The sequence below is a fragment of the Shinella yambaruensis genome (genome assembly GCF_022899355.1).
Taxonomy (GTDB): domain Bacteria; phylum Pseudomonadota; class Alphaproteobacteria; order Rhizobiales; family Rhizobiaceae; genus Shinella; species Shinella yambaruensis.
Genome location: NZ_JALJCK010000015.1, coordinates 122067 through 141582 on the forward strand (window position 1 = coordinate 122067; position 19516 = coordinate 141582).

General features: G+C 64.8%; 16 protein-coding genes. 9 read left to right on the plus strand and 7 right to left on the minus strand.

The features are described 5' to 3' along the window. Positions 1 to 7 precede the first annotated feature (7 nt). Complete coding sequence (locus MUU56_RS28030; RefSeq protein WP_244770564.1) at positions 8 to 1306, plus strand: acetoin dehydrogenase dihydrolipoyllysine-residue acetyltransferase subunit; 1299 nt, start codon at positions 8 to 10, stop codon at positions 1304 to 1306. Between the two features lie 3 nt (positions 1307 to 1309). On the opposite strand, the gene MUU56_RS28035 is transcribed toward MUU56_RS28030, so the two are convergent. The 3 genes from MUU56_RS28035 to MUU56_RS28045 are packed head-to-tail and all read right to left on the minus strand — an operon-like array spanning position 1310 to position 4372. Further along, positions 1310 to 1954, minus strand: coding sequence for a class II aldolase/adducin family protein (locus MUU56_RS28035; RefSeq protein WP_317633328.1), 645 nt, complete (start codon positions 1952 to 1954; stop codon positions 1310 to 1312). Continuing rightward, a complete protein-coding gene (locus MUU56_RS28040) occupies positions 1954 to 3222 on the minus strand; it encodes a four-carbon acid sugar kinase family protein (protein WP_244770566.1) in 1269 nt (422 codons plus the stop codon). Before MUU56_RS28040 ends, MUU56_RS28035 begins: the two co-directional genes overlap by 1 nt. Before the next feature lie 10 nt (positions 3223 to 3232). Beyond that, positions 3233 to 4372 (minus strand): acyl-CoA dehydrogenase family protein, encoded by a 1140-nt coding sequence (locus MUU56_RS28045; protein WP_244770567.1) that lies wholly within the window; start codon positions 4370 to 4372, stop codon positions 3233 to 3235. 148 nt (positions 4373 to 4520) lie between these two features. On the opposite strand from MUU56_RS28045, the gene MUU56_RS28050 reads away from it, so the two are divergent. The 8 genes from MUU56_RS28050 to repC all read left to right on the plus strand — a co-directional run bounded on the left by MUU56_RS28050 (position 4521) and on the right by repC (position 16048). Beyond that, entirely contained in the window at positions 4521 to 6695 is a 2175-nt protein-coding gene (locus MUU56_RS28050) for a dehydrogenase E1 component subunit alpha/beta (protein WP_244770568.1), read from the plus strand. A gap of 45 nt (positions 6696 to 6740) precedes the next feature. Continuing rightward, positions 6741 to 8339, plus strand: a complete 1599-nt coding sequence (locus MUU56_RS28055) for an ABC transporter substrate-binding protein (RefSeq protein WP_244770569.1) — start codon at positions 6741 to 6743, stop codon at positions 8337 to 8339. A gap of 52 nt (positions 8340 to 8391) precedes the next feature. Beyond that, positions 8392 to 9636: an aminotransferase class III-fold pyridoxal phosphate-dependent enzyme gene (locus tag MUU56_RS28060; protein WP_244770570.1), complete on the plus strand. Its 1245-nt coding sequence runs from the start codon at positions 8392 to 8394 to the stop codon at positions 9634 to 9636. An 84-nt stretch (positions 9637 to 9720) separates the two neighbouring features. Continuing rightward, on the plus strand, positions 9721 to 10698 hold the full coding sequence (locus tag MUU56_RS28065; RefSeq protein ID WP_244770571.1) for an aminotransferase class IV: 978 nt from the start codon (positions 9721 to 9723) through the stop codon (positions 10696 to 10698). Between the two features lie 220 nt (positions 10699 to 10918). Beyond that, entirely contained in the window at positions 10919 to 12172 is a 1254-nt protein-coding gene (locus MUU56_RS28070) for an ATP-binding protein (RefSeq protein WP_244770572.1), read from the plus strand. A gap of 221 nt (positions 12173 to 12393) precedes the next feature. Beyond that, on the plus strand, positions 12394 to 13617 hold the full coding sequence (gene repA, locus MUU56_RS28075) for a plasmid partitioning protein RepA (RefSeq protein WP_244770573.1): 1224 nt from the start codon (positions 12394 to 12396) through the stop codon (positions 13615 to 13617). Continuing rightward, positions 13614 to 14633 carry a plasmid partitioning protein RepB gene (gene repB, locus MUU56_RS28080; RefSeq protein ID WP_244770574.1) on the plus strand — a complete coding sequence of 340 codons (1020 nt, stop codon included), beginning with the start codon at positions 13614 to 13616 and terminating at the stop codon, positions 14631 to 14633. Before repA ends, repB begins: the two co-directional genes overlap by 4 nt. Positions 14634 to 14833: 200 nt before the next feature. Continuing rightward, positions 14834 to 16048, plus strand: coding sequence for a plasmid replication protein RepC (repC, locus tag MUU56_RS28085; RefSeq protein ID WP_244770575.1), 1215 nt, complete (start codon positions 14834 to 14836; stop codon positions 16046 to 16048). Between the two features lie 168 nt (positions 16049 to 16216). Here repC and MUU56_RS28090 read toward each other — a convergent pair whose 3' ends face one another. The 4 genes from MUU56_RS28090 to MUU56_RS28105 all read right to left on the minus strand — a co-directional run. Beyond that, the gene (locus MUU56_RS28090) at positions 16217 to 16534 is read right to left on the minus strand and encodes a hypothetical protein (protein WP_244770576.1); all 318 of its coding nucleotides are present in this window, start codon (positions 16532 to 16534) and stop codon (positions 16217 to 16219) included. 546 nt (positions 16535 to 17080) lie between these two features. Further along, positions 17081 to 18193, minus strand: coding sequence for a tyrosine-type recombinase/integrase (locus MUU56_RS28095; RefSeq protein ID WP_244770577.1), 1113 nt, complete (start codon positions 18191 to 18193; stop codon positions 17081 to 17083). A gap of 169 nt (positions 18194 to 18362) precedes the next feature. Further along, a complete protein-coding gene (locus MUU56_RS28100) occupies positions 18363 to 19145 on the minus strand; it encodes a pyrroline-5-carboxylate reductase (protein WP_244770578.1) in 783 nt (260 codons plus the stop codon). Positions 19146 to 19147: 2 nt separating this feature from the next. After that, the coding region (locus MUU56_RS28105; protein WP_244770579.1) for an FCD domain-containing protein at positions 19148 to 19516 on the minus strand (369 nt) is incomplete at its 5' end.

The following is a 19516-nucleotide window of genomic DNA, read 5'->3' on the forward strand; positions in this document are numbered from 1 at the left end:
ATCCCCCATGCCCACCCATGTCGTCTATCCGAAGGTCAGCCTCGAAATGTCGAGCGGCCGCATTGCCCGCTGGCTCGTTTCCGAGGGTGAAACCGTCCGGCAGGGGCAGGTCCTTTTCGAGATCGACAACGACAAGGCCGCCGTCGAGGTCGAATCGCCGGCAACCGGTGTCATCCATGCCCTGGTCGACAGCGAGATAGAGGTGGATGTCGGCGCGGATGTCGCGCGCATCTATGGAGCCGGGGAAACCTACGGCGAGACGGAGCCGCGGGAGGCCGCCGCCGGGGAGCCTGCGAATGAAGCAACCCGCGCCATTCTCGTGCCAGGCGTGCGGCGAAGCGGGCGCGGCCCCAATCCCACTCCCCTCGCCCGCCGCATCGCTCGCGAGCATGGCATCGCGCTGGACGGCCTCACCGGCACCGGCCCGGGCGGGCGGATCCAGAAGACCGACGTCGTTGCGAGGATCGGCGACGCCGGCCAGGCCCGCCGGCCCGCAACAGTCGAAAACCCTGCCGTGCTGCCTGCGGCGCGAAAGGAAAGCAGCCCCGCAACGCTGAATGCGGTCTGGCTGCGCAAGGGCGAAGGCCTGCCCGTCGTGCTCCTCCATGGTTTCAGCGCGGACCTCAACAACTGGCGCGGCATGCTCGCTGCCACGCGCGCGGACTGGCCGGCGCTGGCCATCGACCTTCCCGCGCACGGGCGCTCGCCGCATGCGGTTCCCGAAGACCTCGACCGGATAGCCGGAAGCATCGAGGCGACCGTTGCCGCGCAACACGATGGTCCGCTCGTTCTGGCCGGCCATTCCTTCGGCGGCGCGCTGGCGGCGCGGCTGGCAAGCCGCGGGCAGCTGGATGTCCGCGGCCTCTGCCTCGTCTCCCCTGCGGGCCTTGGGCCCCAGATCAACGGCGCCTTTGTCGAGGGCGTGCTGCGCGCACGGCAGCGGGAGAGCCTGAAACCCTGGCTCGACCTCCTGGTCCACGATGCCGCCGTCATCTCGCCGGCTTTCCTGCAGGCGGTGGTGCAGCAGCGCGACGATATGGGCCTGACGGTGGCGATGCGTGCCTTTGCCGAGCGGTTCTTCCCGGACGGCACGCAGGCGATCTCCATCCGCGACGATCTTGCCCGCATGTCCCAGCCGGTGCGGATCGTCTTCGGCCGGCAGGATCGCATCCTGCCGTTCAGTGCCACGGCCGGCCTGCCCGGCAATGTCGGGCTGCATGCCCTCGACGCTTGCGGGCACATGCCGCATCTCGAATATCCGGCGCTGGTGATGAGGATCCTCGGCGAGGTGTGTCGCAGCGGCTGACGGTCAGCGTTTCGCCTGCTGGCCGTAGGTGCCGTAGCGAGCGCGCACATCGGCAAGTTCCGCTTGCGTCAGGAGAACGGGCTCGCCGATCGAACGGGCGAGCACGTATTGCCGCGCCAGCGTTTCCAGCTTCTCCGCGCGTGCCAGCGCCGTCCCGACATCGGGCCCGATGGTGACTGCGCCGTGATTGGCCATCAGGCAGGCGGAATGGGTCGTGCCCATGGCGGCGACCACCGTTTCCGCAAGCGCGGCGCTCCCGAAACAGGCATAGTCCGCACAGGGGATCTCGTTGCCGCCGAAGCCGGCGACCATGTAGTGGAACAGCGGGATCGGCCGGCGCAGCGCGGCAAGGGCGACGCAATGATCGGGGTGGGTATGGACGACGGCGCCGGCATTCGTCGTGGCGTAGAGCCGGGCGTGAATGGCCCATTCCGAGGACGGCCGCCAGCCGCCGATCCAGGCGCCGTCGAGATCCATCGCGACGATCTGCTCGGGCGCGAGGGCGTCGGGGGCGATGCCCGTCGGCGTGATCAGCATGCCCTCGCCGTGCCGCAGGCTGAAATTGCCGACCGTTCCGCTGTTGAGGCCGAGCACCACCGATCGCCGGCTCGCCTCGACCAGGGCCATCCTCGCCGCCGTTTCATCCATCATCGTCCACTCCATTGGTTCATCGCCTCGACGGCGCTCAGCAGGATGTCGTCGGCGCCCAGCTTGCCGGGTTTGAGATATAGCGAAAGGGGCGTTGGCCCGGAGGATATGCAGAAGCCGGTTCCGAGCGGGCCTTCCGGCAGGGCCCGAGCGGCCGCGATGCCGAGTGCATCGACAACCGCGCCCGACGTCTCGCCACCCGCAACGATAAATCGTCGAACCCCGCGATCGCGCAATCCCTTCGCGATGGCCCCGAGGATGCGCTCCGCGCGGCGGGCCGCCTCCACCCGGCCGAAGGCGGCCTGCACGGCGGCGACACCTTCCGGTCCGGTCGCCGTCGAAATGGCGAGGGGGGCTGCGCCGATCTGCCCGGAGGCCCAGTCGAGCGCGGCGGAAACCAGCCCCTCCTCCCCGGCCGGATCGAGCAGATCCAGCGTCAATAAGGGATAATTGGCCGAGAAAGCCGCGAGCTGCGCCAGGACGACCGGCCCGACGCTTCCGGCAATGACGGCCGTGGGGCCGTCGACCTGCTGCGGTGAGGGCACCGGATCCGGCTGCATGGCGTGGCCGAGGCGGGTCGCGTAGGCGATGATCAGGGGATCGCTGGCGACGACGACGCGGTTCATCGCAGCCGCGATCTCGGCCGCGGTCTCGACGTCGCCGTCGTCGGTGGTGTCCAGGAAGACGTGGCCTGCTCCTTCGGCCGCAAAGGCTTCGATGGCGACGCGTGCCGCATCGGCGCCGCTACGAAGGGCGGCGTGATTCAGGAGCGCGATCCGGTGCGGCGTCTGCCGCCCCAGGAAACGGACGAGATCGGGATCGGACATCGGGGTCAGCGGGTCGAAACGCTTGATCGATTCGGAAACGAGGCGACCGCGATAGAACATGTAGCCCTGGTGGACCGTGGTGCCGAAGCGGGGAAAGCCGGCGCTCATCAGCACCGGCCGCACCCCGGCGCGATCGGCAAGATAATCGGCGGCCGGGCCGATATTGCCGTCTTCGGTGGAATCGAACGTGGCGCAGGCCTTGTAGGCGATCCGCCTGCAGCCGGCCCGCAGGAAGGCGTCGGTGAAACGGCCGAGCTCGGCAAGCGCCTCTGCGACCGGCACCGTGCGTGTCCGCGTGCCGGCCATCACCACGGCCGCGGGCGGAATCTCCGCCTCGGGGCGGAAAAGCACGGGACAGTGGATACCGGCGCTCTCCAGATAGCCGGCGACCATGAGGGCGCCGGTAAAGTCATCCGCGACGATTCCAAGGGCTCGCTGCATCGGTCCGGCCTCAGGCGTTCAGCATTTCGCGGGCGATGATGAGCTGCTGGATCTGCGACGTGCCCTCGTAGAGCCGGAACAGCCGGACATCGCGGTAGAAATGCTCCACCGGATAGTCCTGCATGTAGCCGGCGCCGCCATGGATCTGCACCGCGCGGTCGGCGACACGGCCGACCATCTCCGAGCAGAACAGTTTCGCGCTCGCCGCCTGCTGGATGACACGATCGCCCGCATCGAACCGCCGCGCGGCCTCCAGCACCATGGCGCGCCCGGCAAAGGCCTCGGTCGAGCTGTCGGCGAGCATGGCCTGGATGAGCTGATGCTCCGCGATCGGCTTGCCGAACTGCACCCGCTCTCGCGCGAAGCGCACGGCCTCGTCGCACAGCCGCTCCGCGGCGCCGACGCAGACCGCCGAGATATGCAGGCGGCCGCGGTTGAGCACCTTCATCGCGGTCTTGAAGCCGACGCCCTCCACGCCGCCGATGACGCTGTCGGCCGGGATGCGGCAATTGTCGAAGATGACGTCTGAGGTGCGGGTGCCGCGCTGCCCCATCTTCCTGTCGATCGGGCCAAGGCTGAGGCCGGGGTTGTCCTTCGGCACCAGGAAGGCGGTCACGCCCGCAGGCCCCGGACCGCCGGTGCGCGCCATGACGGTGAAGACGTCGGCCACCGGGGCATTGGTGATGTAGCGTTTCGTGCCGTTGAGGATGTAGTGGTCGCCGTCTCTCCGCGCCGTGGTCTTCACGGCGCCCGCATCCGAGCCGACGTCCGGCTCGGTCAGGGCAAAGGAGCCGATGACCTCGCCCGTCGCCATGCGTGGCAGCCAGTATTGCTTCTGCGCCTCGGTGCCATCGGCGATGATGCCCTGCGAGCCGATTCCGTTGTTCGTGCCGATGACGGAGCGAAAGGCGGGAGAGGCATAACCGAGCTCGAAGGCGACGCGCACCTCCTCCTCCATTGTCAGGCCAAGCCCGCCATGCTCTTCCGGAATGGACATGCCGAAGAGGCCGAGCGCGCGCATTTCCGCAATGATTTCCGGAGGAATGGCGTTGTCTTCCTCTACGCGTGCCTCCGCCGGCAGAAGGCGCTCGCGCACGAACCGGTGCACCATCTCAACCAGGGCGTTCAACACTTCGGCGTCCCGGATCATCGCTTTTCTTCCTCTTTGGCAACTCACGAAAATTTCTGTTGCATCCAAAGGCTGGCACAGCTTAGTGTGCCATTCAACAGAAATCGGAATTTATTTCCATAAACGAGAACAGAGCCCGGTGCGGCTTCCCTGCGACCCGAGGATACGAATGGCACGCCAGATACCGCTCGCCCCTTCCGCGCCCTGGTTCCGGCTGGAGCTGGATGAAGCGGACTGGAGCGGGGAGCAGGCACGAGACCTCGTCCACTGGTACGGCCAGATGCTGCTCATCCGCCGGTTCGAGGAAAAGCTGCTCGATCTGGAGAAGGCGGGCCTCATCCACGGCCCGGCCCATGCCAGCATCGGCCAGGAGGCAGGTGCGGTCGGCGCCATGGCCGCGCTCGGTACAGACGACAAGATCAACGGCACGCACCGCGCGCACCACCAGGTGCTGCTGAAGCTGCTCAATCCCTCGGTTCCCGAAGGCTTCGACATCCGCAAGGATGCCTTCACGCCCGGCATGGACGAGGCGATCTACCGTTTCATGGCCGAGATCATGGGCCTGACCCCCGGCTATTGCGGCGGCCGGGGCGGCTCCATGCACATGCGTTTCGCCGGCACTGGCGTCGTCGGCACCTCGGCGATCGTCGGCGGCAATCCGCCCCATGCGGCAGGTTATGCGCTTGCCGACAAGATGCTCGGCCGCGACCACATCTCCGTCGCCTTCTTCGGCGACGGCGCGGCCCAGAACGGCGCGAGCTACGAAGCGATGAACATCGCCGCCGCGCAAGGCCTGCCGGTGATCTTCTTCATCGAGAACAACCTCTACGGCGTCTCCACGCACATTTCCGACGTGACGCGTGAGACGCGGCTGTCGTCCCGCGGCGCGATGCTCGGCATCGCCGCGATCGAATGCGACGGCATGGATGTCGTCGCCGTGCATCGGGCCATGGTGGAGGCCCGCCGCATCATCCGCGAGACGGGCGGTCCCGTCGTGATCGAGGCCCTCTGCTACCGCCATTTCCATCAATCCGGATCCCGCAGCGGCAGCGATTTCGGCTATCGCACGAAGGAAGAGGAAGCCGCATGGCGTGAGCGCGACCCCATCGCGCTCGCCGAAGCGCGCCTGGCGGCGCTCGGCCTGCTCTCCCCGGAAGAGTTCGCGCAGATCGATGCGCTGGTGACGGACCGGGTCGCGGCAGCGGCCGGAAAGCTGACCGAACCGGTCCCCGGCGGCAACACGTTGCGTATTCCCGACAGCCTCTGGCCGGATCCGGCGACGCGCGACCATGGCATTCTGGGCGACCTTTCCGAGCTTGCCGACAAGCGCTTCCTCGACCACGACGACATGCGTGCCGATGCCGTCGAGAAGGTGAAATTCGTCACTGCCGCCTCCGAGACGCTGGCCGCCGCGATGGCGCGCGATCCGCGCATCATCGTCATGGGCGAGGATGCCCACCAGATGCGCGGCGGCGTCAGTGGCTTCACCAAGGGCGCGCTGGAGCGCTGGCCCGAGCGCGTCCTGCCCATGTCGATCGCCGAGAACGGGTTCACGGGCGTCGCCCTCGGCGCGGCACTCAATGGCTTGCGGCCGGTGGTCGAGATCATGTTCGGCGATTTCTGTTTCACCGCGGCCGACCAGATCGCCAACGGCGTCGGCAAGGTGCGCCACATGTTCGGCGACGGCTTTCCCGTGCCGATCGTCATGCGCGTGCGCATCTCGCCCCATACCGGCTACGGCTCGCAGCATTCGGGCGATCCGTCGGCGCTCTTCGGCCTGTTCCCCGGCTGGCGCATCATCACGCCGTCGAACGCCTTCGACTATATCGGCCTGATGAATTCGGCGCTTGCCTGCGACGACCCCGTCGTCGTCTTCGAGCATACCGAACTCTACCAGAAGGAATTCGAGGTGCCGGCCGGCGACCGGGACTTCTTCATTCCCTTCGGCTCGGCGCGCATCGTGCGGCCCGGAAGCGCCTGCACGGTCCTGGCGACCTCCGTCATGGTCCAGAACGCGATCAGGGCGGCGGAGGAGGCGGGCATCGATGCCGAGGTCATCGACCTGCGCAACATCGACCACCACGGCATCGACTGGCAGCTCGTCGGCCAGTCGATCGACAAGACCGGCCGGGTCGTCATTGCCGAGCAGACCGCGCGCAGCCTGTCGATGGGCGGCACCTGGGCCGCCGAGATCCAGGAACGCTTCTTCGACTGTCTCGACCACGAAATCCTGCGCGTGACCGGCGGGCTTGCCGCCCCCACGGTCTCGGCCGCCCTCAATCGTGCAGCGCTTGCGACGGTTGCCGACGTGCGGGACGCCTTGCTTCGAATTGCGGAAAAATAGTGGAACAGGGCATCCGCAGCCCGTCAAACTGGAGGTATCCAACCGATGAAACGACTTCTTCCATCGAAATCCAGACTGGCCTTTCTCTCGCTCGCCCTCTCCGCCACGATGCTGGGCGGGGCCATCCAGCCGGCATCGGCCGAAGAGCGTGCGCTGGTGATCGCCCGTGACATGGACGTCAATTCGCTCGATCCGGCCCGCGCCTGGTGCGACACCTGCCAGATCTACAACACCTCCGTCTACGAGCAGCTCGTGACGCTCGACAAGGACAACAAGGTCCAGCCGCTGATCGCCTCGAGCTGGGAGATCAACCCGGAGCAGACCGAGCTGACCTTCAAGCTCGACCCGGCGGCAAAGTTCTCCGACGGTTCGCCGGTGGAGGCGAAGGATGTGAAATGGTCGTTCGAGCGGCTGAAGAACATCAAGGGCAACGGCGCCTTCATCGCCGACCCCATCAGTTCGATCGACATTCCCGACGCGCAGACGGTCGTCATCAAGCTGTCCGCGCCGAATTCGGAATTCCTCAACCAGGCGTCCGCGGGTTTCCTCGGCATCATCAACAGCGATGTCGCTGCCGCCAACGGCGCGCTGTCGGATGCGACGGCCGTCGACAAGGACACGTCGGAGAACTGGTTCCTGAGCAATTCCGCCGGCAGCGGGCCCTTCGTCCTCGAATCCTACGAGCCGAACGCGGAGCTGCGCCTGAAGCGCAACGAAAACTACTGGCGCAAGGCCCCGACGATCCCGCAGGTCGTCTTCCGCCAGGTCAAGGATGCCGTGGCGCAGGCGCAGATGCTGCAGTCCGGCGCTGCCGACATCGCCATGCAGATCGACGCGGAAACCGCCAAGACGCTCGAAGGCAGCAATGTGGTGGTGGACAAGGTACCGTCCTACAATTTCGTCTATATCGCGCTGTCGCCGGGCGCCAAGGCCAACACCGTCAAATTGACGCCAGAGGTGCGTGAAGCCATCTCGATCGCCATCGACCGGACATCGCTGATCGACTTCACCGTCGGCGGCGCCGGCCGCGCGATCGCGACGCCGATCCCGCTCGGCTTCCCGGGCGGCGACAACCACGAGATTCCCGCCTACGATCCGGACCGTGCCAAGGAACTGTTGACGGCGGCCGGCGTCGGCGACGGCTTCACGCTGAAGTCGATCTATCCGGACATGAACGTCTATGGCGTCGATTTCTCGCTGATGATGCAGAAGATCCAGCAGGATCTGGCCAAGGTGGGCATCACGGTCGAGCTCTCGCCGGTTCCCTTCGCCAACTGGCGCGAAGCGGCCAACGGCGACCACATTCCGCTGACCGCCGTCTTCTTCGCGCCCGACTTCTTCGGCACCTCGCAATATGTCGACGTCTTCGGCCTGTCGGAGGGCTCCGTCTGGGCCAAGCGCGCGGGAGGCGAAACCGATCCCTCGATCATCAGCACGGAAACCGGCAAGCTGCGCGAACAGGCGCTCGCCGCGCCGGCTGAGGAAGCCGAGAAGCTCTGGTTCGAGGCCGGCGAGCTGATGGCCAAGGCCCGGATCATCATCCCGATGGTCAGCCCCGACCTCATCCTGGCGCACAGCCCGGACGTCAAGGGCGTTCGCTACAGTGCCTGCTGCAACCTGCCGCTGGCCGAAATCACGAACTGACCGAGACATCGGGAGAGGCGGTGCGCCTCTCCCGCCAAGGAGGACACGCAAGATGACAGCGAAACTGCTGAACAGCCGCGACACGGAACTCGTCGAGCGCGCCCGGCGCGTCGTGCCGAACGGCATGTGGGGCCATATGGCGACCCGGGCGATCGCGCCGGACTATCCGCAATTCTTCTCGCGCTCGGACGGTTGCCGCGTCTGGGATGCGGACGGCAACGAATATATCGACTTCATGTGCGCCTGGGGGCCGAACGTGCTCGGTTATCGCCACCCCGAGGTGGACGCCGCCGCCCTCGCCCGGATCGATGCGGGCGACGTCGGCAACGGGCCGACCGAAAGCATGGTGGAGCTTGCCGAACTGCTCGTCGATACGCTCGATCATGCCGACTGGACGCTCTTCCAGAAGAACGGCACAGATGCGACGACGGCCTGCGTCACCATCGCGCGCGCGGCCACCGGACGCCGCAAGATCCTCGTCGCCCGTGGCGCCTATCACGGCGCCGTTCCATGGTGCTCGCCGTCGCTGCTCGGTGTGACGGCGGAGGATCGTGCCCATATCATCGTCTTCGACTATAACGATGCCGCCAGCCTCGATGCCGCGGTCGATGCCGCCGGCGACGATCTCGCGGGCGTCTTGCTGACCGCCTTCCAGCACGATGTCGGCAAGGACCAGCACCTGCCGCAGGCCGCCTTCCTCGCCCATGCGCGCAAGATCTGCGACCGCACGGGCGCCGCCCTCATTCTCGACGACGTGCGCGCCGGCTTCCGCCTCGACGTCCGGGGAAGCTGGGCGCGCTACGGCGTCAAGCCCGACCTTGCGGCCTATTCGAAGGCCATCGCCAATGGCTGGCCGCTTGCTGCCGTGGCGGGCTCGGAACGCTTCCGGGAGGGCGCCGGCAAGGTCTTCGTCACCGGCTCCTTCTGGTACGGCTCGGCCGCCATGGCGGCCGCGGTCAAGACCATCCGGATCCTCCGCGACAGCGACGCCCTTGCGCATACGGAAGCCATGGGCGAGCGTTTCCGGGACGGCCTTTCGGCGATCTCCGCCCGGCACGGCTTCAAGCTGCGGCAGACGGGGCCGGCGCAGATGCCCATGGTGCTCTTCGACGGCGACCAGGAGCTGAAGATCGCCAACGCCTTCTGCCTGGCGGCCCTTCGGCGCGGCATCTACTTGCATCCCAAGCACAACATGTTCCTGTGCGCCGCCCATACGCCCGAGGATATCGACCGGGCACTCGAGGCCGCGGACGGTGCCTTCGGCGATATCGTCTCGGCGGGCATCCTCGCCGCCTGACGATCGCCGCTCTACACCCTGCGCGCCGTCTTGCGGGCGGCGCGCAACGGCGTGTCAACGCATTCCTTTTTGGAGGCAGGCATCATGTCCTATACGGACCATATCTTTGTAGACTATCGCCGGCGCGTGAAAGAGCTCGAAGCCAGCGACAATCCATTCGCCAGGGGAATCGCCTATATTGCGGGAGAATATGTACCGCTGCACGAGGCGCGCATCCCGATCCTCGACCAGGGTTTCCTGCATTCGGACTTGACCTATGACGTGCCGGCCGTCTGGAACGGCCGGTTCTTCCGGCTGGAGGACCATCTCGACCGCTTCGAGAAGAGCTGTGCCCAGCTGCGCCTCAAGAGCCCGCTGCCGCGGCAGGAAATCCGCGACCGGCTCATCGAGATGACGGTCAAGAGCGGCATCCGCGACGCCTATGTCATGATGATCGTGACCCGCGGCCTGCGCTTCGTGCGCCAGTATGCGCCCGAGGAGTGCGACAATGTCTGCTATCTCATGGTCATGCCCTATCTCTGGGTCATGGACGAGGCGACGCAGAAGACCGGCGGCAGCGCCGTCATCACCCGCACCGTGCGCCGCGTGCCGCCGGGCGCCATCGATCCGACCGTGAAGAACCTGCAATGGGGCGATTTCACCCGCGGCCTGATGGAGGCGCGCGATCGCGGCGCGATGTATCCGATCCTGACCGATGGCGACGCCAATCTCACGGAAGGCTCCGGCTTCAACGTCATCCTGATCAAGGACGGCAAGCTCTACACGCCGAGGAAGGGCGTGCTGGAGGGCGTGACGCGCAAGTCCGTGCTCGCCGTCGCCGAAAAGCTCGGTTATCCCTACACGATCGACGATGTGCCGGTGGAGCTCGCCTACCAGTGCGACGAGATCCTCTTCGTGACGACCGCCGGCGGCGTCATGCCGATCACCACGCTCGACGGCCAGCCGGTCGGCGACGGCCAGGTCGGCCCCATCAGCAAGGCCCTGTGGAAGGGCTACTGGGACGCCCATGCCGACCCGGAGCTGAGCTTTTCGGTCGAGGAATACGGCGCATCGGCCCGCTGATCTGGGCGTGCTCGGGCGCAGCTCCCCAGGAAAGCGAGCTTGGTCATTATGCGGCAGGGCGCACCTCGGCAAACACCATGACCGGCACCGCTTGCGGTCGCGGATAGGCTGCATACGGATCCATGCTCCAGCGCGCGCAGTGGAGTTTGGACGCTCATAAAATTAAAAATGGACGGTTTCACACTTTAAATTGGACGGAGCCTGCGTTAAGAGTGGCCGCATGAGTTTGCCACCCCTGCCCCGCCACCATATCGAACGCAAGGTTCGTCGGAACGTCGAAACCGCCTTGGCCGACACGCGCGTCGTCCTGATCGCCGGTCCGCGCCAGGCCGGCAAGACGACACTTGCACGAATGTTCTCCGGCGAGGACCGGCCATTCCTTACATTGGACGACGCCGGCACCCTCAATGCCGCGAAAGCCGATCCGATCGGCTTCATACGCGGCATCAGACGGGCTGTCATCGACGAGGTGCAGCGCGCGCCCGACCTGATGCTGGCAATCAAGGAGAGTGTCGACCGGGACGAAGAGCCCGGGCGGTTCTTGCTGACAGGTTCGGCCAATCTGGCGACGATGCCGGCCATTGCCGACTCTCTGGCCGGACGCATGGCCGTCATCTCTCTTTTTCCGTTTGCCCAGGCCGAAATCCTCTCGACCCCCGGCCGGTTGCTGGACCGTCTCTTCGACGGCGAGGAGCCGGCGGCCGGCGGCGCGGCCGTCTTTGGTGACGGCTTGGTGGACATGGTCTTGAAGGGCGGCTTTCCGGAAGTCTTGCGCCGCTCGACCATGGCGCGTCGCGCCGCGTGGCTCGAGGACTATGTGGCCCTCATTCTGGATCGGGACGTCCGCGACATCGCGAACATCGATCAACTCGATCGCCTGCCGCGCCTTTTGAACGTGCTCGCCGAGCACGCGGGGCAATTGGTCAACCACAGCAGCTTCGGTGCGGCGCTCGGCCTGTCGAGCGTCACGGCCCAGAAATATGTCGCGATCCTTGAGCGGCTGTTCCTCATCAGGACCCTTTCGCCCTGGTCGAACAACCGCCTCAGCCGCCTGATCAAAACGCCGAAGCTGCATTTCGTCGATACCGGGTTGCTTGCGACATTGCGGGAAGATGAAACGGAGCGCTTGACCCAGGACAGAACGCGGTTCGGCCCGTTGCTCGAAAGCTTTGTCGTCTCCGAGATCCTGAAGCTTGCTTCCTGGTCTGAGCGGCGTCTTGCATTCTCGCACTATCGGACCAAGGACCAGGACGAGGTCGATGTGATCATCGAGGATCGTCGGGGTCGCATCATCGGCATCGAGGTGAAGGCCTCCGCGACCGTGAAACCGGATGATTTCCGGGGACTGCGCCAGCTTCAGGACGCTGTGGGCGACCGGTTTGTCCGCGGGCTGGTCCTGCACGATCACGATCGCATCACACCTTTCGGAGAGAAATTGCAGGCCGCGCCGATCTCGGCCCTCTGGACGATGTAGGCCTTTGCCGCTCGGAACCCCAGTTTTGCACCGGTATTCGCTATCGAAACTGACCGTGGATATATGGGCGAAGCCCATGAAAAACGGGCATTCCTACAGGTGCCCGGCTGGTCCCGTTAACCTTTTGTTAACCCTAAACTTCTGGACGGTCCGGGAGAATCGTGTTCTATCTTTGGCGGGCAATGGCCGGCAAACCGGCTGAAGGCCGCCAAGAGGAACACATGGCGATAGCAGATCGAGCAGAACCAATTTTTGGCGCCAAGGAAGATGCCGGCGGCAAGATCATGCGCCATGCCGGGCTTCTGTCGGCACAATTGCAGCAACTCAGAACGCGCATGTACCCTCCGAAGTCGGAGAAGACCCTTCGATCGTTTTTGACAAACGAAGTGTCGAAGCTCACATCCATACCCGATTCCACGCTGAAGCTCATGTCCACCGAAGGGCGTGGACCGGTCCCGAGCAGGCTCGAGAACAACCACCGCGTCTATACCCTGGCTCAGATCAATGAGCTTCGCGAGCTGTTCGCGCGACAGAAGCCCGCGGAGGCCCTGCGGTTTCTTCCTCGCCGCCGCCCTGGCGAGCATCTCCAGGTCATCGCGATCGCGAATTTCAAGGGTGGCAGTGCGAAAACGACGACCTGCGTCCACCTTTCCCACTATCTGGCGCTCAAGGGTTATCGCGTTCTCGCGCTGGACCTGGATCCGCAGGCGTCCTTGTCCGCGATGTTCGGTTCCCAGCCCGAGGTGGATGTTGGTTCGAACGAGACGATCTATGCTGCCCTGCGCTATGACGATGCCGAGCGGCGCCCGATCCGCGAGGTCATTCGCAAGACATATTTCGAAGGGATCGATCTCGTTCCGGGCAATCTGGAGGTCATGGAATACGAGCATGAAACGCCCCGTGTCCTGGCGAACAAGTCGGGTTCGGGTGCGATTTTCTTCGAGAGGCTGAAGCTCGCCCTTGCGGAGGTCGATGCAGACTATGATGTCGTCATCCTGGACACGCCGCCGTCGCTCGGCTTTCTGACCTTGAGTGCCATTTACGCGGCGACGAGCATGATCATCACCGTGCACCCGGCCATGCTGGACGTCGCATCGATGAGCCAGTTCCTCCTGATGATGGGCGACCTCATCAGCGTCTTGAATGAAAGCGGCGCTCAGCTGGATCAGGATTTCATCCGCTACCTGGTCACCCGCCATGATCCGAACGACGCACCGCAGTCGCAGGTCGTCGCGATGCTGCGCCATATGTTCGGCACCGATGTGCTCCTGCCGACAGCCATCGAGAGCACGGCGGTCGAAGCGGCCGGCCTGGCAAAACGTTCGCTATACGAGCTCGAAATGGGCCAGATCGGGCGAGACACCCACAAGCGGGCGCGGGAGGCGGTCGATGCCGTCAACGAGGCGATTGTGCGCCTTATCAATGACAGCTGGGGGCGGACATGAGCAAGTCATCCCGCAAATCGATCGTGGCCAGTTTCGGCCTGCTTTCGGCAGAGCTGGAGAACAAGCTCGCAGATGACGGGCAGCCGGCGCCTGCGGCTTCGACGCAGCGTGTCGGCGCCGGCGTCATCGGTGCGGCTCACAGGGCGATCGACGATATCCGCTCGGAACGTGATCGGCTGAAGGCCCTTGTGGAGTCGGGCGGAGGGCCCGTTCGGGATCTGGATGCCGCGCTGATCGACCCCTCTCCCTACCCTGACAGGTTGCCGGACGATGACGCGGCGAACTTCGAGGCGTTCAAGCGCTCGATCGAGAGCGAGGGGCAGCAGGTTCCCATCCAGGTCCGCAAGCACCCTTCTGCCGCCGGCCGCTATCAGATCGTCTACGGGCATCGGCGCTGGCTTGCCGCCAGGCAGCTCGGCAAACCCGTTCGCGCCATCGAAGTGGAGATCTCGGATCTCGATCTGGTTCTCGCCCAAGGCATCGAGAATGCCAGCCGCCAGGACCTGACATGGATCGAGCGCGCGCTTTTTGCTTCACGCATGGATGATGCGGGCATAAAGGCGCGGCATATCTATGCGGCGCTTTCGATCGAAGACGCCGAACTTGCGAGGATGCGGAGCGTCTGCCGCGCGCTGCCGGCTGACATCATCGCAGCGATCGGGCGGGCACCGAAAATCGGCCGGCCGCGCTGGCTCGACCTCGCGAAGACCGTGGCGGGTGACGGGCAGGCTCTCGACACCATTCGGGCAGCTCTTTCGAGCGAGGCCGACGCCCCCCAGACATCCGACCAGAAATTCCAGCGGGCGCTGGACGCGGTGAAACCGGCTGCCCCGGGAAAAACCACCGGGGCGACTGCAATCGCGGATGCGAGCGGCAGACAGCTGGGCGCGGTGACGGCTTCCGCGAGGGAGGTCCGTATTTCTGCGGAGGGCGCTTTCGGAACCGCGTTCCTGAAATTCGTGCAGGCCGAATTGCCAAGCCTTGCCGAGCGATTTGCTCGTCTGCGGGACGAGTGACAACCCTGACAGCTGTCAGGGTTCCAGATAACGAGAAAGGAAGCACAGCAAAAGAAAAAGGCCCCCAAAACGTTGCCGTCGTGGAAGCCCCTCTCTGATTTAGCACTTCGAGAATCGCATTTCCACGAATCGTAGTCAAGAGTCTTTGGCGCCATTTTGGGCGGGCGGCTTTCTTTTGCCTTTTGCGAGGGTGAAGGAAGATGCAGAGTGGATATGTGACGACGCCTTTCGGGCGGCGGCCGATGACGCTTGCGCTGGTGCGCCGGCAATTGGCGACGGCCGAAATCAGGCCGGGCAAAACTGCGGACAAGTGGAAGATCTTCCGGGATGCCTCGGAGGCGAGGGAATTGCTGGGTCTGCAAGACAGAAGCCTGGCCGTGCTGGATGCGCTCCTAAGCTTCTATCCGGAGAACGAATTGCGCCAGGAGGCGCAACTCATCGTCTTCCCGTCGAATGCGCAGCTGGCGCTGCGGGCGCACGGCATCGCAGGGGCGACCCTCAGGCGGCATCTCGGTCTGCTCGTCGACGCCGGTTTGATCGTGCGGAAGGATAGCGCGAACGGCAAGCGCTATGCCCGCAAGGACAAGGCCGGAGACATCGAGACCGCGTTCGGCTTCGATATTTCGCCGCTCCTGTCACGCGCCGAAGAGTTGGCCATGCTGGCACAGCAGGTTGTTTCGGACCGCCTGGCTTTTCGCCGCATGAAGGAGAACCTGACGATCTGCCGGCGTGATGTCCGCAAGCTGATCTCCGCCGCGATGGAGGAGGGGGCTCCAGGCGATTGGAATACGGTGGAGGAGACCTATGTCGGCATTCTCGCGCGGCTGCCCCGCGCACCGACCAAGGACGAGGTTGGGGCAGCCCTGGACGAAATGGAGCTCTTGCGCGGCGAGATCATCAACATCCTGGAAAGACAGGAAAATGAGAAGAATAGAAGCACCAATGCTGCTCAAAATGAGCGTCATATACAGAATTCAAAATCCGAATCCACACGTGAACTTGAACCTAGCTCTGAAAAAGAGCTGGGGGCGATGCAGGGAAACGATCATGCAGCGCCGAGGGTGCCGATCCGCAATTTTCCGCTTGGTATGGTTCTGCGGGCATGCCCCGACGTCGTCATGTACGGGCCCAGCGGCAAAATCGATGGTTGGCGAGACTTGATGTCGGCTGCCGTGGTGGTGCGGTCGATGTTGGGCATCAGTCCTTCGGCCTACCAGGAGGCTTGTGAGGTGATGGGCGCGGAAAACGCAGCCGTGGCGGTTGCTTGCATCCTCGAGCGGGCAGGACACATCAATTCTCCGGGGGGATATCTTCGAGATCTGACGCGCCGGGCGGAACGGGGCGAGTTTTCGCTGGGGCCGGCGCTTATGGCCTTGCTTCGAGGGCAGAGCGCAAACGACAGAAGCGTTGGATGACAAGGAGGGTGGAAAAACCCTGACAGCTGTCAGGGTTTTGAGATGCGATCTGCGATGTCCACGCCGGCTTCATCGCGGCTTGGCGGGGATCGGGTTGGTGGCGGAAATGCCAGCCTCCGGGACGACCGCGGCATCTGATGGCAAGGAACCAAAAAACTCTTGGCGAGCCTATTCCTGATGGCGTGGGTTGCCGAGTTCCACGTCAAGGCGATTGTATGCGGCCTGCACCATATCGATATCGTTGAGGTGGCTGGCGACGGCCAGTTCGATCATCACATTGGCGACCGCGGCGTCAACCCTCGGGCGCGGGGTATCGTGATGGGCGTAGAGAAGCGCATCCAACGTCGCATCGTCGCCGCCAAGGACGAAGTAGAGGTCCAGCGCGCTCTTGAGAAATGGGATGCACCGATCAGACGGCGACTGGGAAGCCAGGTTACCTTCCTCCTGCGCCGTCAGCGTGACCGCCTTGTTCTGCAGTTCACTCATCTTGATGTCCTGTTGCCGCCGCGTTCCGTATCGGATTCCCGAGAATCTATCCTGACGAACCTCACCCGGACCTTGTGCGTCCGGTTTGGTAATGTTGGCGGGGCATTGCAGTGGAAGCCGCCTGTCTTCTTCTCCGCTCTGCTGGAGCGGTAAGGGGGACGATTTCATTCGAGCCCTTCGTCCCATGCTCGATGAACCGGGATTAAAGAACTGTCGATTCTCTATCGTCGTCGCAAGCCTCTGAGACAGCAGGGGCAGAGTGCGTGCTCAATAATCCGTGTGTCGCCAATGATTGCAGCGGGTTTATGCAGATCGCGCAAGGGCCAGTATACCGGGATGTCAGCACGGGAGGGCACGCTTCCGCAGTCGCCAGAAGATGCTGTTCAGCACGAGCCGATCATCCTCGCCCTTCACGCTGCGGCGGTTGTCGCCGGATACTTCCTATTCAAAACCCGTCAGAACAAAACGCGCCATGACCACCCCCTCCCAACGAGCGAAGGGAGCTAAAGCGCATCTTAGGCGGACGCTTTTTTTTGGGCAGGGGGCCTAAAGCCCGGCGGCCTTAGTGAGGTTGACGCGGAAGCGGTCTCGGCGGCGCTGGTAGCGGCGGGTCATCTCGGCCGAGGCGTGGCCGAGATGCTTCTGGACATGGCGCTCGTCGACCTCGGCCGAGGAGGCGAGCCCGGCGCGCAGTGAGTGGCCGGCGAAGGCCTGCATCCGCTCGGCCTCCGGCAGGTCGCCGCGCACCCCGGCGCAAAGCGCCGCCTTCTTGACGAGGCGCGCCACCTCCTGGTCGTTGAGCCGGTCCGGACCGACGGACTTGCCCCGGCCCGTCACGCGGCGGAAGAGGGGGCCACGAGCGATCTTGGCAAAGCGGATCCAGGTTTCCAGCGCGGCGACGGGGCAGGTGGCATCGGAGGAACCTCGGCCGATCTCGACCTCGCGCCAGCCCGTCTTGCCGCGCAGCGTCACCAGCGCGCCCTTGTCGAAGATCTCGATCCAGCCGCGTCCGTCCTCGCTCTGGTCGCGGCCAAGGTCGAGGCCGACGATCTCCGAACGGCGCAGGCCGCCGGCAAAGCCGACGAGGAGCATGGCCCGGTCGCGCAGGCCCCGCAGCGTGCCGCGGTCGAGCGTCTCCAGCATGGCGATGAGGTCCTCGGGAAGCAGGGCCTCCTTCTGGCGCGGCGGGGCGGCATGGCGGTTGCGGATGCCGGCCATAACCGTGGCGATGGCGCGGTCCTTGCGGTCGAGGGGCTGGCCGCGCTGCGCGCAGTTCCAGCCGATCGCGGCAAGGCGCCGCTCGATGGTGGAGACGATGTTCGGCTTGCCGCCGCGCTCTGCCGTGCCGGAGGCGCAGGCGGTGATGTAGAGGCCGACGACCTGCGGGTCCGCAGGGAAGGGGGAAACGTTCTGCCGGCGGCACCAGGCGGAAAAGTGCTTCCAGTCGGAGGCGTAGGCCTTTCGCGTGTTGGCGGCGCTGGCGGCCTCGACATAGGATCGGGCGCGTTCGGTGAGGTCCTGCAGGTGGGCCGGCAGGGCAGGGGAGGCGGACGGCGCGGCAACGGCGGTGGCCACGCCGTCGACGGCCGGCGCGCTGCGCGGCGGTGCAAAGGTCTGCGGAGGATGAAGTTCGCTATTGCGGTCGTCGATTCGGCTCATTTCTTCATAATGAACACAACGAGCGATAAGGCAAGCTTATCCGGCACAACGACGATGGGACGGATTGTGCGGTTTATCTGATCGGGGATGCAAAAACCGCACGCTTGAGGCTGTTTCGCCACTGTCGCTCTCTAAGTACGAACTCGCGCAAAAGCCCCCACGTACATGCTCACCTTGTTATCCGGTTGAGCACTCGATCCAGCGCCAGCCTCAAGGCATCCGAGCCGCCCTTGCCGTCGAAGTCCTGAAAAACCTGCTCGTTCAGGCCGCCCTTGGTGGCGAATTCGCGGCTCATCTCGATGAACGTGACGTCTTTGCCGGCAAGAAGCGCGGTTTCGGAAAGGCCGGCGAAGAGCGGAGCGAGATAGGCGCGGCCCTTCTCTTCCGGCAGGCCGTTTTCCGCGAGCCATTCCGTCGTGCGGTGCATGAGGCCGAAATAGGTCGCCATAAGGGCGCTCGCGGCGGCAAGCAGGTCATATTCCGCTTTGCTCTCGCATTCGACGGCATTGCCAAGCACGCCAAAGATGGCCGCCGTATCTGCATCCGGCGGGTAGACGGCGGTGACGCCCTTGCGCCGCGTGACGAAGGGCAGGGGGATCGCCTGCGACAGGCGGACATCCGCGCCGATCCAATCGAGGAGGGCCGGACGGCTCGTTGCGGCGATGACGCTGATCACCCTCTGGCCGTCTCGGAACGTGAGGGGGCGGATGACCTCTTCCGCAATCTGCGGGCGGATCGCCAGCACGACGGTGTCGCAACCGTCGACGATCGCCTGGTTGTGAGCGGAGACGAGCACCTGCGGGAAGTCGGTGGCGAGGGCCGCGGAAATGTCCGCGCTGCGTTGGGACACCATGACATGCGGCATGGCGGCGGGTTTTGCGAGCAGGCCGCGCACCATGGCGTCGGTGATCGCGCCGGTTCCGATGAAGCCGATCTTTTGGGGCAGGGCCATGGCTATTCTGCCGCGGCAAGAGGACCGAAGGACACCTCGGTCGTATAGTTTTCACGCAGGAACGCGATGAAATTGTCTTGGAACTGCCGGGTATGGGCGTGGGCCAACTCGTCGGCCAGCTCGACATTCTTGGTGCGGATCGCATCCAGCATCAGCTCGTGCTCGTCCGTCAGCAGATAACCGTCGCCGGTGCGTTCCAGATATTCGAAGTGCAGGTGCAGCATGCGCTGGCCCTGGTTGAGGAGCCGTTCGTAGAAGGAAGCGAGATAGGCGTTCTTTCCGGCATAGGCGACGGCCATGTGGAACTGCTTGTTGGCCTCCGACATCCTCAAATGCTGGCCGGTCTTCACCGCCGCCTCGAATTCCTTCTG

Excerpts from the sequence above, each read along its gene's own strand:
- MUU56_RS28070 (WP_244770572.1), top strand. The coding sequence starts at position 10,919 with ATGAGTTTGCCACCCCTGCCCCGCCACCATATCGAACGCAAGGTTCGT.
- MUU56_RS28060 (WP_244770570.1), top strand. The coding sequence starts at position 8,392 with ATGACAGCGAAACTGCTGAACAGCCGCGACACGGAACTCGTCGAGCGC.
- repA (WP_244770573.1), top strand. The coding sequence starts at position 12,394 with ATGGCGATAGCAGATCGAGCAGAACCAATTTTTGGCGCCAAGGAAGAT.
- MUU56_RS28035 (WP_317633328.1), bottom strand. The coding sequence starts at position 1,954 with ATGGATGAAACGGCGGCGAGGATGGCCCTGGTCGAGGCGAGCCGGCGA.
- repC (WP_244770575.1), top strand. The coding sequence starts at position 14,834 with ATGCAGAGTGGATATGTGACGACGCCTTTCGGGCGGCGGCCGATGACG.
- MUU56_RS28050 (WP_244770568.1), top strand. The coding sequence starts at position 4,521 with ATGGCACGCCAGATACCGCTCGCCCCTTCCGCGCCCTGGTTCCGGCTG.
- MUU56_RS28100 (WP_244770578.1), bottom strand. The coding sequence starts at position 19,145 with ATGGCCCTGCCCCAAAAGATCGGCTTCATCGGAACCGGCGCGATCACC.
- MUU56_RS28090 (WP_244770576.1), bottom strand. The coding sequence starts at position 16,534 with ATGAGTGAACTGCAGAACAAGGCGGTCACGCTGACGGCGCAGGAGGAA.
- MUU56_RS28095 (WP_244770577.1), bottom strand. The coding sequence starts at position 18,193 with ATGAGCCGAATCGACGACCGCAATAGCGAACTTCATCCTCCGCAGACC.
- MUU56_RS28030 (WP_244770564.1), top strand. The coding sequence starts at position 8 with ATGCCCACCCATGTCGTCTATCCGAAGGTCAGCCTCGAAATGTCGAGC.
- MUU56_RS28065 (WP_244770571.1), top strand. The coding sequence starts at position 9,721 with ATGTCCTATACGGACCATATCTTTGTAGACTATCGCCGGCGCGTGAAA.
- MUU56_RS28040 (WP_244770566.1), bottom strand. The coding sequence starts at position 3,222 with ATGCAGCGAGCCCTTGGAATCGTCGCGGATGACTTTACCGGCGCCCTC.
- MUU56_RS28045 (WP_244770567.1), bottom strand. The coding sequence starts at position 4,372 with ATGATCCGGGACGCCGAAGTGTTGAACGCCCTGGTTGAGATGGTGCAC.
- MUU56_RS28055 (WP_244770569.1), top strand. The coding sequence starts at position 6,741 with ATGAAACGACTTCTTCCATCGAAATCCAGACTGGCCTTTCTCTCGCTC.
- repB (WP_244770574.1), top strand. The coding sequence starts at position 13,614 with ATGAGCAAGTCATCCCGCAAATCGATCGTGGCCAGTTTCGGCCTGCTT.